The organism is Ralstonia sp. NFACC01 (genome assembly GCF_900115545.1).
In the GTDB taxonomy this organism is placed as follows: domain Bacteria; phylum Pseudomonadota; class Gammaproteobacteria; order Burkholderiales; family Burkholderiaceae; genus Ralstonia; species Ralstonia mojiangensis.
Genome location: NZ_FOWV01000012.1, coordinates 39,622 through 55,592, shown reverse-complemented (window position 1 = coordinate 55,592; position 15,971 = coordinate 39,622). Strand labels below are relative to the sequence as shown.

Genomic DNA, 15,971 nt, shown 5'->3' with positions numbered 1-15,971 from the left:
CAGTGTCGTCACCGCCGCCGTCGGCGGCTCCCAACCCGTTCACGAGATGACAACCATGAAGCTCTACTACTCCGCCGGCGCCTGCTCGCTGGCCGTTCATATCGCCCTGCGCGAAGTGGGTGCGCAGTTTGACCTGACCGCCGTTGACCTGGCCAAGCACCTCACCGCCGACGGCACGGATTTCTACACGATCTCGCCGCGCGGCTACGTGCCGCTGCTGGAGCTGGCCGATGGCTCGCGCCACACCGAAGCCGCCGCGCTGCTGCAATACGTGGCCGACCTCGACCCCGCGCAGGCCCTGATCGGCAAGCCGGGCAGCGCGCACCGCCTGGCCGTGATCGAATGGCTCACGTTTGTCAGCACCGAGCTGCACAAGGGCTTCGGGCCGCTCTGGTACAAGGAAACGCCGGAAGCCACCCGCCAGGGTGCCAAGGACAAGCTCGCCAAGCGCTTTGCCGAACTCGACGCCCGCCTCGCCAAACAGCCGTACTTGGCCGACACGTACAGCGTGGCCGACGCTTATGCCTTTGCGGTGCTGAACTGGACGAACTTCCTGGCGCTGCCGATGAGCGCGTATCCGAACGTGCAGGCGTATATGGCGCGGGTAGGTGCGCGGCCGCAGGTGGTTGAAGCGTTGACGGCGGAAGGCTTGATCAAAGCCGATGCAGCCAGCGCCGTCGCCTGACCGATGGCCTGGGATCGGCCGGCCCTAAACAAAACCGCCGACCCCACCCCCTACTCCGCCCAACGTTTGCGGAACGTCTTACAACAGATCCCCATGTTGTAGATGGGCTCTATCAGGGCTGCACGCCGTGCTGTCACAGGCGCGTCGCTACAATCGCACGCTTTGCGTCTTCTGCAGCCCGCAGCTCCGCCCATGTTCAAGCACGCTGTTCTCGCCCTCGCCCTTGCCATTGCGGCTGCGGGCTTGCCGCCCCTCGCACGCGCCGATGTGCGCGGCGCAGGTTCGACCGCCGCTGCGCCGGTCTATCGCGTCTGGTCGGCAGGGTATGCCGCATCGTCGGGCGTTGCGCTCAGCTATGACGCGGTAGGTTCGGGAGAAGGCCTGAAGCGCATTCGCGCGGGCGCGGTGGATTTTGGTGCGTCTGACGTGCCGCTCTCCAGCGCGGAGGCTGCCAAGGCAGGCCTCGTCTGCGTGCCGTCGGTGGTGACAGGTGCGGTGCCGTTTGTGAACGTGCCGGGTGTGCCGCGCGGTCAGCTCAAACTGACGGGCGAACTGCTGGCGCAGATCTTCCTCGGCAAGGTCGAGAGCTGGGATGCGCCGGAGCTGCGTGCGCTTAACCCGGGCGTGACGCTGCCCAAGTTGAAGATCCATCCCGTCGTGCGCTCCGATGGCTCTGGCACGACGTACCACTTCACCGATTATCTGAGCGCAGTCAGCGCCGATTGGAAAAGCGCTTACGGCACCAAGTCGACCATCAATTGGCCTGCGGGCTTCACGGCCGCAAAGGGCAGCGGCGATGTGGTCAAAGCGGTGCAGGCTACATCCGGCGCCATTGGTTATGTCGACTACAACTACATCCTCGACAACGACCTGAGCGGCGTGCAGCTACGCAATTTGGCGGGCCGCTTTGTCAGCGCCCAGGTGAGCGGCTTTCGCGAAGCGGTGATGCAGAGCGCTTGGAACCGCAAGGGGGATTTCACTGCGCCGCTGGTCAACCTGCCGGGTGCCGAGACGTGGCCGATCACGATGGGCACCTTCATTGTCGTGCCGGCAGTCAGCGCATCGGGGCCGCGCACGCTGGCCGCGCTGAAGTTCCTGACGTGGGGTTACTTCCACGGCGACGAGCTGGCCGCGCGTGCGAAATTCGTGCCGCTGCCCGAGCGCGTGCAGGCGATTGCGTATCGCGAACTGGCACGCGTGACCGATACGTCGGGCGCCGCCATCGGCCTGCAGAGCATGCCCGCGAACTGGGGCAAATGATCATTGCCGGGTGCAGTGTCTGCACTGGCAACAGCACCGTTTTGATGCTGCGCAGGTGACCCATTGAAAGCTTTGCAACAAGGCTGGATTGTTCCGACGCGTTTCCTATAGTGGTCACTCGCCGCGCAAGTCAGCCCGCGCGTCATCGCCGAAGCAACGACCGGAAAGCAAACATGGGTACCGCCATCGCAGACCAGGACGAGCAGATCCACCAGATCGCACAGGACACCGGCGCACCGGCTGATCTCGTCCGTGAGCAGTACATGCAGACCATGCGCACATTGGCCGCAGATGCCAGCGTGCACGACTATCTCTCGCTGTTTGTCACACGCCGGGTGCTCGCCGCGTTCCGCCCGCGCCGCACGCCCACGCGTTAGCCCTGCCCTGCTTATTCCTCGCTGATCATCCCGACGAATGCATGCGCTGCGCGGCGCATCCATTCGCGTGCGCGCTCTGCTTCGAACTGGATGCGCGCAAAGGCGTGCGTCATGCCGGAGGCTTCGATGGTGATGACCTGCGCGCCGTGCTGCACGAGGTAGTCGGCGTATTGCAGGCCATCGTCGCGCAACACGTCGTGCGCGGCCACGATGACGACGGTGTCGGGCGGCGTATATGCCGGCGCACGCGCCATCAGGAAGATGCGTGGGTCGTGCTCGGCGAGCGGCTTGGCGAGGGCGTCTGCACCGATGTATTTCTCCCAGTACCAGCGCATTTCGTCACGCGTGAGGCCGGGGCCTTGTGCAAACGCGTTGTAGCTTTCGCTACCGAAAGCGGGCGTGGTAACGGGGTACAGCAGCAACTGAGCATTCACGAGACCGGGGCGCATGCCCTGCGCGGCCTGCACCGCAAGATGGCCGCCCGCGCTGTCGCCGCCCACCGCAAGGAAGTCCGGATCAAAGTCGAGGTGCGAGCGCTGCTCGGCCAGGTATGCGAGCGCGTCGCGTGCATCGTCCGCCGGCGTGGGAAACGCATGCTCGGGCGCAAGGCGGTAATCGACACTCACAACGGCACAGCCCGTGTCTTGCGCCACCAATGCGGCGAGCATGCGATGCGTTGTGCGCGGCGCGCCGACCACCCAGCCGCCACCGTGGAACCACACCAGCAAGCGCGGCGTGGTCACGCCTTTTGGCCGAAAGACGATGGCGTCGAGCGTGCGCCCGGCGAGCGGCAGGCTGAAGTCTGAAACGTCAACGCCTTCGGGATCAGGCCGGTCGGATACCGCAGCAATCGCCTCAAAGCGCGCGCGCTGCGCGGGCGCGTCTTCAGGCGGGGGCAAGGCGCCGAACTGTTCGGCAAGGCGTTGGTAGAACTGCAGGATTTGCGGATCGACGGCCATGATTTAAGCAGGATGCGATGACCGCCAGAGTGTAGCGCGCCAGGTTGGCTGAACTCCCTTGATCCGTCAGGAAGCGATCGGCGCGGTCGTCGACGAAACCTCTGTCCCCCTGCACCATCGTGTTTGTCACAAGGCCGTGGGGCCGGCGTTCATTTTTGCTCGCCGATACCGAGTCGCCAGTGTTCGATCTTCGTGCAGCGGTCTTGCACGGCCGGAATGCCGGCGTTGCGCGCCACGGCCATCGCCTCGTCATTCACGATGCCGAGCTGCACCCAGATGCCTCCCACGCCGAGCGTCACGGCTTCCTGCACGACGGGCAGAACCTGTTCTGAGCGCCGGAAGATATCGACCAGATCGATGCGCTGGCCGGCGGCGGCAAGCGTCGTCGCCGCTTCGGTAAGCGTGGCGTAGCAAGGCTCGCCGAGCACGTCTTCGCCCGCGTGCTGCGGGTTGACGGGGACGATGCGATAGCCGGCCTGTTGCAGATAGCGCGCCACGTCATAGCTGGGCCGCGTCGGCCGCGGCGACAGCCCGACCACGGCAATGGTCTTGCCGGACAGCAGCCTGCGCATGGTGGCTTGCTCGTCGACGTAGGAAGGATTGGCAGACATGGTTGGCAATGCAGAGGCAATCAGGTTGTGGGCCGCTTGCAGGCGGAGCCCAGGTCATCGAAGCGCACGGCGGCACGGAACGCCCCCGACGAATACGGGCCGACCTCGTACGGCCCGTAGTGCACGACGATGCGGTCACCTTGCAGCGTAAACGGAAACGCGGCGTTACGCAGATCACGCTCCTTGAGCGCGCCGCGCGGCGCATCCGGTGCGCCTTCGCGCTTGAGCGCATCGACAATCTGCGTATTGAAGCTCTGCAGGCAGGCGGATGTGGGGTTCAGCACATCAGCCAGGACAATCGGCTGAAAACCCTGCGCGCCCCGTCGCCAGTTGCCGGCGGTGAAGCTGTAGTTGCCATGCGCGCCGCCGCTGTAAGCCCACACCATGCGCAAGAGGCTCACGGTGTCGCCCAGGCCGACGGCGCTGATGCGGATGACGCATTCGGTGTCGTATTGGTCGCACTTGCGCACGCGCAGCGACTGGATCAGCGCGTCGATGGTGGCATCGCCCGTCACCGGATAGCGCTCAGTCAGCTTGGCTTGGCCGGAGGCGCCCGTGGCCTCCTGATAGCGCGCCATGCGCTTGAGGGTGAAGGGTTGGCTGCGGCCGCCGTCGCTCCAGGTTCCGGTAGCAGCGGCACCATCGGCCGAGAGCGCGCCGGAGAGCGTGCCGCCCTCGCGCACGACAGACTGGCCGGCCGCATCGAGCGCTTCCGCACGTTCGCGCCACACGAAGCGGCGCTCGGGCACGTTGCGCCCTTCGATGGTCCAGAAAGCGCGGCCCTGGGGGCGGTCATCGTAGGCTTCGCCGGTCAGCGTGTCAGCCACCGGATCCTTGTCTTTGTCCTGCTCTTTGGGTGGCGGGTCGTACACGTTCAACCAGACGTTCCAGCCAGGGCTGTCGGCGCCTTTTCCTACAGCCCCCTGCCAGAAGTTGCCGGCCAGACGCTCGGACTGCTCTTTCGTTTTTGCAAGTGGGACAGTTGGCGCAGAAGCAACAGGTGCGGAGGCGGGGGGCGCACTCGCAGGCGTAGCAGGTGAAGCCGAGGCGGCTTCGGTGCCGGCCTGTGCGCCACCGGCCCCGCCAAGTGCCCCCATCAAGGTAACAAAAACGCCCGCCCTCACCGACTTGTGCAACACATGGTGCATCGCATGCCTGTGCATGCCTCCCTCCTATGAACCCGACACCCCAGACTAGGACACACCCCGCTGGTTCGTCTTTTTCCAAGCCCCGTCTGCCTAAGCGGCAAACCGATGGGACTGTGCGGGTGCAGCAGGCGTTCCCCGAACGCGCCTTCGAAGCGATTTTGGGCTCACACCAAGCGGCTTTTACCACGCTTGCATTCGATTGCAATCCGACACACTTTGTTACGCCTCGGGGCCACCCCGTCACCCACAATGCCTTCGCACCCCGGCGTTTGTGTCCAATTGTTGTGCGCCATATCTGGCCCAGCGGTGGCGGCGACACGGCCTGCGGTGCAAGGTTACCCCCTCCTTTCGAATTGACCCCTCGAAGGGATTTCCCGTCCGCGCGGTGCTCCCCGGCCCGCGCGCTTTTTTTTTGTATGCGCAATTCGCGCGCCTGCCCGCCTGCTTCCCGCCTTTCCCCAACGCCCTGGATACGACCGATGCGTCTATCGGCTTCCTGCGCGACGAAACACGCTCTTACAAAGGCAAGTCGACCCCTCGGCGCCTGCCGCGTTAAATGGAGACATCCACGCGGCACAGGCCGCCATAAAAAACGAGGGCTCATCATGTCCAATGTTTCCCGCCGTTCCCCTCTCTCCTCAGGTGTACGGCTGCCGCATGTGTTGCGCGCAGTGGGCGTTGCCGCCGTATTGCTTGTTTGCGGTGCGCAGGCCGCGATGGCCGCCGATCCGGCCTCACGGGTGGCGCGGCTGTCGGACTTTTCCGGCACGGTGAGCTTCGCGCCCGCTGGGTCCGATGATTGGGCCGGCGCCTCGCTCAACCGCCCACTAACCACGGGCGACCGCCTGTGGTCGGACCAGGGCAGCCACAGCGAGCTGCACGTCGGGTCCACGGCGCTGCGCCTGGGCCAGAACACCGGCGCCACGCTCGTCGACCTGGACGATCGCAACACGCAAGTGAAGCTCACCCAAGGCGCCCTGTCGGTTCGCGTACGCTCCCTGCCGCCCGACCAGACCATCGAGATCGACACGCCCAACCTAGCCTTCACACCGCAGGCACCGGGCGAATACCGTCTCGACGTCGCACCCGATGGCTCCAGCACGACCGTCACCGTGTGGCATGGCCAGGGCACAGCCTACGGCGATGACCGCTCCACCCCGCTGGGTGCCGGTCAGCAAATCCGCTTTGGCGGCACCGATCTCGCCGAGGCCGGCGGCACCGACAACCCCGGCCGCGACGCCTTCGACCGCTGGGCGGAATCTCGCGATGCCCGCGAAGACGCTTCTGTCTCTGCCCGCTACGTCGGCCGCGAAATGACCGGCTACGAAGCCCTTGACGACAACGGCACATGGCGTGAAGAAGACGGCTATGGCGCCGTGTGGGTGCCGCGTGCCGTGCCCGCCGGCTGGGCACCGTATCGCACAGGTCATTGGGCCTGGGTGGCACCGTGGGGCTGGACGTGGGTCGATGACGCGCCGTGGGGTTTTGCGCCTTTCCACTACGGCCGCTGGGCGTATGTCGGCTCCACCTGGTGCTGGGTGCCCGGGCCGGCGGTGCCGCGTCCGGTCTATGCGCCGGCACTCGTCGGTTTCGTAGGCAGCGGAGGCGGCGGCGGCGTGAGCTGGGGGATCAACATCTCGATCGGCTCGCCGGGTGTGGCGTGGTTCCCGCTTGCGCCGGGCGAGGCGTATCGCCCCGTGTACGCGGCCAGCCCGACGTACGTGACGAACATCAACCGCACGGTGGTAGTGAACAACGTCACGGTCAACAAGACCATCATCAACAACACCACCAACGTGACCAACGTTCGCAACGTGAACCGGGTCACCTATGTCAACGCAAACAACCCGGCCGCACTGACGGCGGTGCCCGCCAAGACGTTCGTCAACGGCCAGCCCGTCGGCCCCGCCATGACACATCTGCGGCCGGAACAACTGCGCGCGCAGATGGCGCACGCGCAGTTTGTGTCGACGCCGGCGCTGGCACCGGTGCGTGCCAGCCTGGTGGGCGCAGCAGCCAACGGCGGGCCGCATCAATTGCCGCCGCCGCAGGCGTTTGCACGTCAGGCGATTGCGGTGCGCGCACCCGCCCTGCCGGCAGGTGGGCACGATGCATTGGCAGAACGGTTCCGATCGCAAGGCGGTGCGCTCCCGGGCGCTGGCCCGGCGTGGACGGGCGGCAACGTGGGCGCCCGCGTTGCGCCGGTGCGGGATCACGCCAATATGGGAGTGCCGACCCCACCCGCGGCTGCACAGGCAGCAGGGCTACGTCTGACTCGCGCCGCACCGAGTGGGCAGAATGGGCCTGCGCACGCCGTTAACGAGCCGGGCCGCCCGCAGGAACAGCACGGTCCGAATGGGCCACAAGGATTGATGGGTTCGCCGAACCCGCAGGGTGTGCAAGCGCCGCACAGCGCCCAGCCTGGGCCGGCACCGCGGGCCCTCATGGCCCCGGACTCGATCAACCGTCCACGCCCGTTGCCGGGTGCCGCCGCACCGCAGGAGCGCCCCGGACAACCGCAGATTGGGCAGGCGCCACAAGGCCCGGCCGGCATGACAACACGGCCACCGCAGCGCGAAGGCGCGCCCGGTACACCGCGTGATGAGCGCCGCGCCTTCGAGCCGCGTCCGCAACTGCCGCAGCCCGGCCCGCAAGCGCCTCATCCGCAACCGCAACCACAGCACGGTGGCCAGGAGCCGAATCGCTTCAACGGCAACCCGGCACCCGCCATGCAGGAGCGCCCGCACAACGAGCCGCCGCAGATGCGCGCACACCCCGAACCTGAACAGCGCCGGCCGGAACCGCACATGGAAGCCCCGCGTCCCGCACCGCAACCCCACGTTGAGATGCGCCCGTCGCAACCGCAGGCCCAGCCACATCCGCCTGAGGCGCGCCCGCCGCAACCTCAACCGCAGGCTCAGCCGCCTCGACAGGAACACCATGAAGCCCAAGCGCATCCGCAAGGCAATCGCGGTGAAGAGAAGCGCGAAGGTGAGCATCGCTGAGCAGGTACCGCGCGAATGCGCAGGCAAAAAAAAGCAGCCCTTAGGGGCTGCTTTTTCGTCGGCGCCGACCTATGACACCGGCCAGCACACACTTTTGCCTTAGCGCTTGCGACGCAGGCGTGCGATCGCTGCAAGCTGCGCAGCGGCCACGGCCAGTTCACCTTGCGCACGGGCCAGATCCAGATCGCTGCTTTGGTTCTGCAGCGCCTCTTCGGCCGCACGCTTGGCTTCGTTCGCCTTGGCTTCGTCCAGGTCGTGACCGCGGATTGCAGTATCGGCCAGCACGGTTACCTTCTTCGGCTGCACTTCGAGAATGCCACCGGCAACGAACACGAACTCTTCGCCGCCATCTTCCTTCTCGATGCGCACGGCGCCCGGCTTGATGCGCGTGATCAGCGGCGTGTGACCAGGCAGAATGCCCAGCTCGCCGGCTTCGCCGGGCAGTGCCACAAACTTGGCATTGCCGGAGAAGATCTCGTGCTCAGCGCTGACGACGTCTACATGAATGGTTGCCATCTCGATTCCTTTGCTCAGAAAAGCGGCTTCCTGAATGGACTTCAGGAAGCCAGTACTGGCCCCGGCTTACGCACGGCGCCAGACCGTTGCTCTTACTGGAGCTTCTTGGCCTTCTCGAAGGCTTCGTCGATCGAGCCGACCATGTAGAACGCCTGTTCCGGCAGGTGATCGCACTCGCCGTCCACCAGCATCTTGAAGCCGCGGATGGTTTCCTTCAGCGGCACGTACTTGCCCGGCGAGCCCGTGAACACTTCAGCCACGTGGAACGGCTGCGACAGGAAACGCTGGATCTTACGAGCACGGCCCACGGCCAGCTTGTCTTCCGGCGACAGTTCGTCCATGCCCAGAATCGCGATGATGTCGCGCAGTTCCTTGTAGCGCTGCAGCGTCTTCTTCACGCGGTCGGCGACTTCGTAGTGCTCCTGGCCGACCACTTGCGGGTCGAGCTGGCGCGAGGTCGAGTCCAGCGGATCCACTGCGGGGTAGATACCCAGTGCAGCGATGTCACGCGACAGCACGACGGTCGAGTCCAGGTGCAGGAAGGTCGTTGCCGGCGACGGGTCGGTCAAGTCATCGGCAGGCACGTACACGGCCTGGATCGACGTGATCGAGCCAGTCTTGGTCGACGTAATACGTTCCTGCAGCTTGCCCATTTCTTCAGCCAGCGTCGGCTGATAGCCCACGGCGGAAGGCATACGGCCCAGCAGTGCCGACACTTCGGTACCGGCCAGCGTGTAGCGGTAGATGTTGTCGACGAAGAACAGGATGTCACGGCCTTCGTCGCGGAAGCGCTCGGCCATCGTCAGGCCGGTCAGTGCCACGCGCAGACGGTTGCCCGGCGGCTCGTTCATCTGGCCGAACACCATGGCCACCTTGTCGAGCACGTTGGAGTCCTTCATTTCGTGGTAGAAGTCGTTGCCCTCACGGGTACGCTCGCCCACACCAGCAAACACCGACAAGCCCGAGTGCTGCTTGGCGATGTTGTTGATCAGCTCCATCATGTTCACGGTCTTGCCGACGCCGGCACCACCGAACAGACCCACCTTACCGCCCTTGGCGAACGGGCAGACCAGGTCGATCACCTTGATGCCGGTTTCCAGCAGGTCCACCGACGGCGACAGCTCGTCGAACTTCGGGGCCTTCTGGTGAATCGCGCGCTTTTCGTCGCAGGCGATCGGGCCAGCTTCGTCAATCGGACGACCCAGCACATCCATGATGCGGCCCAGCGTGCCGTGACCGACCGGCACCGAGATCGGCGCGCCGGTGCCCTTGACTGCCATACCGCGGCGCAGGCCGTCGGACGAACCCAGCGCAATGGTACGCACCACGCCGTCGCCCAGCTGTTGTTGCACTTCGAAAGTCAGCCCCTTCTCGGCAAACGACTTCTCGCTGCTGTCTTCCAGCACGAGTGCCTCGTAAATATGGGGCATTGCGTCGCGCGGGAACTGGATGTCCACCACGGCGCCGATGCACTGCACAATCGTTCCGATACTCATTTGTATCTCCAATAACTTAAATCTTTGCCGTGGGCGTCAAACCGCTGCCGCGCCGCTGACGATTTCGGACAGTTCCTTCGTGATCGCTGCCTGACGGGTCTTGTTGTAGACCAGTTGCAGTTCGCCGATCACGTTCTTCGCGTTGTCCGAAGCCGCCTTCATCGCCACCATCCGGGCCGATTGCTCGGAGGCCATGTTCTCGGCCACCGCCTGGTACACCAGCGCCTCGACGTAGCGAATCAGCAGCTCGTCGACGACCGTCTGTGCGTCCGGCTCGTAGATGTAATCCCACGAGTAGGCCTGCTTCTCGGCGTCGCTCTGCGCCAGCTTGTCGGCGGTCAGCGGCAGCAGCTGCTCGACCACCGGCTCCTGCCTCATCGTGTTGATGAAGCGGGTGTACGCAAGGTACACGGCATCGATCTGGCCTGCGTTGAACGCGTCCAGTTGCACCTTGATCGCGCCGATCAGCTTTTCCAGATGCGGCGTGTCGCCCAGATGCACGACGTGCGAGACCACCTTCGCACCGACGCGGCCCAGGAACTGCATGCCCTTGGTACCGATGGCAGTGGTTTGCGTCTCAACGCCCTTGTTCTGCAGATCGCGCAGTTGGGTGGTGACGGCACGCAGCACGTTGGTGTTCAAGCCACCGCACAGGCCCTTGTCCGTCGTCACCACGATCAGGCCGGCACGCTTGATGTCGCGCGCAACCATGAACGGGTGCTTGTACTCCGGATTGGCCAGTGCCATGTGCGCAGCCACGTTGCGGATCTTCTCGGCATACGGGCGGGCAGCACGCATCCGTTCCTGCGCCTTGCGCATCTTGGATGCGGCGACCATTTCCATCGCCTTGGTGATCTTGCGCGTGTTTTGCACGCTCTTGATCTTGGTGCGGATTTCTTTTGTTCCGGCCATTTCTTCCTCTCCGTTCAAACCTGGTCACGCTGGCTACGCGCGACCAGTTTCGGGAATGACGCGGTTAGAACGCGGCGGACTTCTTGAAATCCTCGATCGCGGCACGCAGGGCGGCCTCATCGTCCTTCGAAAGATCCTTCGTATCTTCGATGCGGTTGATGAGATCGGCGTACTTCGTCTTCAGCGTGTCGTGCAGGCCCTTTTCAAAAGCCAGGATGTCCTTCACGTCCACGTTGTCGAGGAAGCCGTTGTTGGCTGCGTACAGCGACGCGGCCAGCTGCCACACTTGCAGCGGCTGGTATTGCGGCTGCTTGAGCAGTTCGGTCACGCGGCGGCCGCGCTCGAGCTGCTTGCGGGTCGCTTCGTCCAGGTCGGAAGCAAACTGTGCGAACGCAGCCAGTTCACGATACTGAGCCAAGTCGGTACGGATACCGCCGGACAGCTTCTTGATGACCTTGGTCTGGGCAGCACCACCCACACGCGACACCGAAATACCGGCGTTGATTGCGGGGCGCACACCTGCGTTGAACAGGTCGGTTTCCAGGAAGATCTGGCCGTCGGTAATCGAGATCACGTTGGTCGGAACGAATGCGGACACGTCGCCGGCCTGCGTTTCGATCACGGGCAGTGCGGTCAGCGAACCGGTCTTGCCCTTGACTTCACCGTTGGTGATCTTCTCGATGTGCTCGGCGTTCACACGTGCAGCACGCTCCAGCAGACGCGAGTGCAGATAGAACACGTCACCGGGGTACGCTTCACGGCCAGGCGGACGGCGCAGCAGCAGCGAAACCTGACGGTACGCCCAAGCTTGCTTGGTCAGATCGTCATACACGATGAGAGCGTCTTCGCCGCGGTCGCGGAAGTATTCGCCCATCGTGCAGCCGGCGTAGGCCGACAGGTACTGCATGGCAGCGGAGTCGGAAGCGGCAGCAGCCACCACGATCGTGTATTCCAGCGCGCCGTGCTCTTCGAGCTTGCGGACGACGTTGGCGATCGTCGAAGCCTTCTGGCCGATTGCCACGTACACGCAGAAGATGCCCTTGCCCTTCTGGTTGATGATGGCGTCGACGGCCACGGCGGTCTTGCCGGTCTGACGGTCGCCAATGATCAGCTCACGCTGGCCACGGCCGATCGGCACCATTGCGTCGATCGACTTCAGACCGGTCTGCACCGGCTGGCTCACCGATTGACGTGCGATCACGCCCGGAGCGACCTTTTCGATCACGTCCGTCTTCTTGGCGTTGATCGGGCCCTTGCCGTCGATCGGCTGGCCCAGTGCGTTGACCACGCGGCCCAGCAGTTCCGGGCCAACCGGCACTTCCAGAATGCGGCCCGTGCACTTGACTTCGTCGCCTTCGGAAATGTGCTCGTACTCACCCAGCACCACAGCGCCGACGGAGTCGCGCTCGAGGTTCAGCGCGAGGCCGAACGTGTTGCCCGGGAATTCCAGCATTTCGCCTTGCATCACGCCCGACAGGCCATGAATGCGGCAGATACCGTCCGTCACGGAAATGACCGTGCCGGTGTTCTTTGCGTCAGCGCCAGCCTTCAAGCCCTCGATACGGGTCTTGATCAGGTCGCTGATCTCGGAGGGGTTCAGTTGCATCGAATGCTCCTAATTCTTCAATCTGTCTGCGGGCGCGCTACGTCGATGAAATCGCGTCGATTCATCGGCGCCTCGCGGAGCAGCATTACGCGGCGGTCAGCGCAGACTGCATCTGCGTCAGGCGCGCGCGCACCGAGGTGTCGAGCACTTCGTCGCCAATCTGCACACGCACGCCGCCGATCAACGAAGGATCGACGCTCACGTGAGCCTGCAGCTTCTTGCCGAACTTGCGCTCGAGCGTGGCGACCAGTTCGGTCAGGGGCGCGCCCTCAAGCGGGAACGCACTGGTGATCTCGACGTCGGCGGCGCCTTCGCTGGCATTCCGCAGCACATGGAATTGCGCGGCAATTTCCGGCAGCAGCGACAGGCGCTTGTTGGCCACCAGCAGGCCAACCAGTTCCTTCGCCTCATGCGAAACCGGAGATTTCAGCGCCGACAGGAAGATCCCCGCCACATCGGCTTTGGAGAGCTTCGGATCATCGGCGACTGCCTTCATGTCGGGCACGGCGGCAATTTGCCCCATTTCCGACACGAGCTCAGACCATGCACCCAGATTGCCGGCCTTCGCCACGCGGAACAGCGCCTCTGCGTACGGACGGGCAACGGTTGCGAGTTCTGCCATGATTACAGCTCAGCCTTGAGTTGATTGAGCAGATCGGCGTGGACCTGCGCATTGACTTCACGCTTAAGGATCTGCTCGGCACCCTTGACGGCCAGCACAGCAACCTGGTCACGCAGCGATTCACGCGCGCGCACGGTTTGCTGCTCGGCTTCTGCCTTGGCTTGCGCAATGATGCGCGCGGCTTCGGCCTGGGCGTTTTGCTTGATCTCATCGGCGCTCATCTGGGCGCGCTTTTCAGCGTCCGCGATGCGTTGCGCGCCTTCATTGCGCGCTTCGGTCAGTGCCTGGTCGACCCGCTTGTTGGCCAGCTCCAGCTCAGCCTTGCCCTTGTCGGCAGCGGCCAGGCCATCGGCGATTTTCTTCGCGCGTTCGTCGAGCGCCTTCACCAGGGGCGGCCAAATGAATTTGGCAACAACCCACCACAGGATGAAGAACACGACCATCTGCGCGACGAGTGTGGCGTTCAGGTTCATGGTGTGTTCCTTTCGGTATTGAGACTACGGATCAATGCACGAAGCGGCGAGGGTCACGCGCAGCGTTCACCCAGGCCGCCTCCGGCATCATGCAGACCGAAAAGAATTACTTGATGACCGACAGCAGCGGGTTGGCGAACGCGAACAGCATGGCCACACCAACACCGATCAGGAATGCCGCGTCGATCAGGCCAGCCAGCAGGAACATCTTGGTTTGCAGCGGGTTCATCAGTTCAGGCTGACGTGCGCAGGCTTCGATGTACTTGCCGCCCATCAGTGCGATGCCGAGGCAGGCGCCGATAGCACCCAGGCCAATGATGATGCCGATACCGATGGCGGTCAGACCTTGGATGTTGGCGAGAAATGCTTGCATGATGACTCCCTTTTACGTGAAAGACTAAGAACTTGAGAACTTGGAAAAATCAAACGGAACCGGAGAACCTGAACCGCAACTACTTAGTGGTGTTCATGTGCCTGGCCGATGTACACCAGCGTCAGCATCATGAAGATGAAGGCTTGCAGCAGCACGATCAGGATGTGGAAGATCGCCCATACTGCGCCAGCCACCACGTGACCCACGAAACCCAGCGCCGACGTGTCAGCACCAAACGTCCAGACCGAGCCAAGCAGCGCGATCAGCAGGAACACCAGTTCGCCCGCGTACATGTTGCCGAACAACCGCATGCCCAGCGACACAGCCTTGGCGAGGAATTCAATGATGTTGAGGATCAGGTTGAACGGCGCGAGATACCACTTGGCGCCGAAGGGTGCCGATAGCAGCTCGTGCGCAAAGCCGCCAGCGCCCTTGATCTTGAAGCTGTAGTAAATCATCAGGATCAGCACGGCGAACGACATGCCAAACGTGCCGTTCAGGTCCGCCGTAGCCACCGCGCGGTGGTGCGGCACGTGCACACCAAAGGTACCGAGGAGGTGGTTGACGCCCGTGACCCAGTCCACCGGGATCAAGTCGACCGCGTTCATCAGCGTGACCCACACGAAGACCATCAGCGCCAGCGGAGCAATCCAGGAACGATCGCCATGGATGATGCCCTTGGCCTGGTCATCAACCATCTCGACGACGAGTTCAACGAAAGCCTGGAAGCGGCCGGGAACGCCGGCGGTAACGCGGCGTGCGGCGATGCCCAGGAAGATGATGCCGATCAGGCCCATCAACACGGACCAGAACATCGTGTCCCAGTTGATGACGGAGAAGTCGACAACGGAGGCCTGCTTGCCGCCGATGCTATTGAAATTCTGCAAATGCTCCGCGATATACGCGGAAGGCGTAAGAGCGTGCTCGGCGGCGTGGCCGGCGGCTTCTGCGACTTCAGTTGCCATGATGATTCAGTCCAATATTGCGAAACATTCTTCGTGACCCGTTCCGACTCGCGCCCGATTCAACCAGGTTCGTCCTGGAGATCGCGGACTGCACGCGGCCGAAACGCGCCACCTTATTCTTGTGGAGTGTCAGCGCAATGAACCGGGGCTTCTCCTGCCTCAGGTTACTGCCACATGCCAACACGTCCAGTGTGCCCGCCGTGTCGTGGTGGGCTGGAGCCGACTCAACGCGCTATCGCAGCGCGAGACCGACCCAATACATCTTGAGTGCTAGGATCAGGGTAATCAGCAAGGGCGGCCAATGCAGGCCCTTGAAGACAACCACCACGATCACCAGCAGCGCGACCGTGCCGAGCACCTTGATCGCTTCGCCCACCACCAGACGGGCGATGGATTCGAACCCCTTGGCCGCCGACAGCCGCATCGCGAACCATGCCGAGGGCACCACGCACACGCCGCCACCCAGCAGAGCAGACAGCGCAGCCTCGCCCGCTGACGCAGCGCTCGTGCCCGCGAACCAACTGCCGACGTACCAACCGAGCGCACACAACAGTGTGATGGCCACTTGGCCGAGCACGATGGAAAAAGGCGTGATACGCGAGGCTTGCAGAGCCTGCTCGCCAAACAGAGCGACCGCCTCGTCATGTGAGAGCACATGCACCGGCGGTTCCGCCTTCTCCTCATCGTCCCAACTATCGTGCTTCGGATCCTGCACCGACTGAGGTCGGGCGGCGTTCAACGAAGCGTAAGAATCGGGCCGTTGCCGGTCGGCTGGCTGCATGGAAGAATGTGCTTTCATCATGCCGCACCGCTTTGGGTCAGGCGGATTTAAAACCGCACGATTTTACGGGACATGGCGTTCGCCAGTCAACGCGCAAGCGAACGCTCGTGCGGGCGCCTTCGACAGCACTCAGCGCGGCGGCGTTCCATATGGCATGCGCAATGCGGCGCTGCTGCCGGGGC

General features: G+C 63.9%; 16 protein-coding genes. 4 read left to right on the top strand and 12 right to left on the bottom strand.

From position 1 onward, the window contains the following. The first annotated feature begins 55 nt into the window (after positions 1-55). The 3 genes from gstA to BM136_RS23095 all read left to right on the top strand — a co-directional run bounded on the left by gstA (position 56) and on the right by BM136_RS23095 (position 2,322). Positions 56-685 (top strand): glutathione transferase GstA, encoded by a 630-nt coding sequence (gene gstA, locus BM136_RS23105; protein ID WP_092976282.1) that lies wholly within the window; start codon positions 56-58, stop codon positions 683-685. A gap of 192 nt (positions 686-877) precedes the next feature. Next, positions 878-1,945, top strand: a complete 1,068-nt coding sequence (gene pstS, locus BM136_RS23100) for a phosphate ABC transporter substrate-binding protein PstS (RefSeq protein ID WP_092976279.1) — start codon at positions 878-880, stop codon at positions 1,943-1,945. Between the two features lie 173 nt (positions 1,946-2,118). Next, on the top strand, positions 2,119-2,322 hold the full coding sequence (locus BM136_RS23095) for a DUF3562 domain-containing protein (protein WP_024977239.1): 204 nt from the start codon (positions 2,119-2,121) through the stop codon (positions 2,320-2,322). A gap of 11 nt (positions 2,323-2,333) precedes the next feature. On the opposite strand, the gene BM136_RS23090 is transcribed toward BM136_RS23095, so the two are convergent. The 3 genes from BM136_RS23090 to BM136_RS23080 form a co-directional block, all read right to left on the bottom strand. Further along, entirely contained in the window at positions 2,334-3,281 is a 948-nt protein-coding gene (locus BM136_RS23090; RefSeq protein ID WP_092976276.1) for an alpha/beta hydrolase, read from the bottom strand. Between the two features lie 149 nt (positions 3,282-3,430). Then, positions 3,431-3,892, bottom strand: coding sequence for a CoA-binding protein (locus BM136_RS23085; protein ID WP_092976273.1), 462 nt, complete (start codon positions 3,890-3,892; stop codon positions 3,431-3,433). Between the two features lie 20 nt (positions 3,893-3,912). Then, positions 3,913-5,055, bottom strand: coding sequence for an RsiV family protein (locus BM136_RS23080; protein WP_092976270.1), 1,143 nt, complete (start codon positions 5,053-5,055; stop codon positions 3,913-3,915). Between the two features lie 590 nt (positions 5,056-5,645). Between BM136_RS23080 and BM136_RS23075 the strand changes: the two genes are divergently transcribed. Next, positions 5,646-8,045: a DUF6600 domain-containing protein gene (locus tag BM136_RS23075; protein ID WP_092976267.1), complete on the top strand. Its 2,400-nt coding sequence runs from the start codon at positions 5,646-5,648 to the stop codon at positions 8,043-8,045. A gap of 99 nt (positions 8,046-8,144) precedes the next feature. Here BM136_RS23075 and BM136_RS23070 read toward each other — a convergent pair whose 3' ends face one another. From BM136_RS23070 to BM136_RS23030, 9 genes are all read right to left on the bottom strand, one after another. Then, positions 8,145-8,561, bottom strand: a complete 417-nt coding sequence (locus BM136_RS23070; RefSeq protein ID WP_009239559.1) for a F0F1 ATP synthase subunit epsilon — start codon at positions 8,559-8,561, stop codon at positions 8,145-8,147. A gap of 92 nt (positions 8,562-8,653) precedes the next feature. Then, positions 8,654-10,057 carry a F0F1 ATP synthase subunit beta gene (gene atpD / locus BM136_RS23065; RefSeq protein ID WP_092976264.1) on the bottom strand — a complete coding sequence of 468 codons (1,404 nt, stop codon included), beginning with the start codon at positions 10,055-10,057 and terminating at the stop codon, positions 8,654-8,656. A 36-nt stretch (positions 10,058-10,093) separates the two neighbouring features. After that, complete coding sequence (gene atpG, locus BM136_RS23060; RefSeq protein WP_092976261.1) at positions 10,094-10,969, bottom strand: F0F1 ATP synthase subunit gamma; 876 nt, start codon at positions 10,967-10,969, stop codon at positions 10,094-10,096. Positions 10,970-11,033: 64 nt separating this feature from the next. Continuing rightward, positions 11,034-12,575, bottom strand: coding sequence for a F0F1 ATP synthase subunit alpha (gene atpA / locus BM136_RS23055; protein ID WP_004628633.1), 1,542 nt, complete (start codon positions 12,573-12,575; stop codon positions 11,034-11,036). An 85-nt stretch (positions 12,576-12,660) separates the two neighbouring features. Beyond that, positions 12,661-13,197 (bottom strand): F0F1 ATP synthase subunit delta, encoded by a 537-nt coding sequence (locus BM136_RS23050; protein WP_009239555.1) that lies wholly within the window; start codon positions 13,195-13,197, stop codon positions 12,661-12,663. Between the two features lie 2 nt (positions 13,198-13,199). Continuing rightward, entirely contained in the window at positions 13,200-13,670 is a 471-nt protein-coding gene (locus BM136_RS23045) for a F0F1 ATP synthase subunit B (RefSeq protein WP_045205302.1), read from the bottom strand. 106 nt (positions 13,671-13,776) lie between these two features. Further along, on the bottom strand, positions 13,777-14,043 hold the full coding sequence (gene atpE / locus BM136_RS23040; protein WP_003262709.1) for a F0F1 ATP synthase subunit C: 267 nt from the start codon (positions 14,041-14,043) through the stop codon (positions 13,777-13,779). A gap of 83 nt (positions 14,044-14,126) precedes the next feature. After that, on the bottom strand, positions 14,127-15,008 hold the full coding sequence (atpB, locus tag BM136_RS23035) for a F0F1 ATP synthase subunit A (protein WP_092976258.1): 882 nt from the start codon (positions 15,006-15,008) through the stop codon (positions 14,127-14,129). 232 nt (positions 15,009-15,240) lie between these two features. Continuing rightward, on the bottom strand, positions 15,241-15,789 hold the full coding sequence (locus tag BM136_RS23030) for an ATP synthase subunit I (protein ID WP_092976338.1): 549 nt from the start codon (positions 15,787-15,789) through the stop codon (positions 15,241-15,243). Positions 15,790-15,971: the final 182 nt, after the last annotated feature.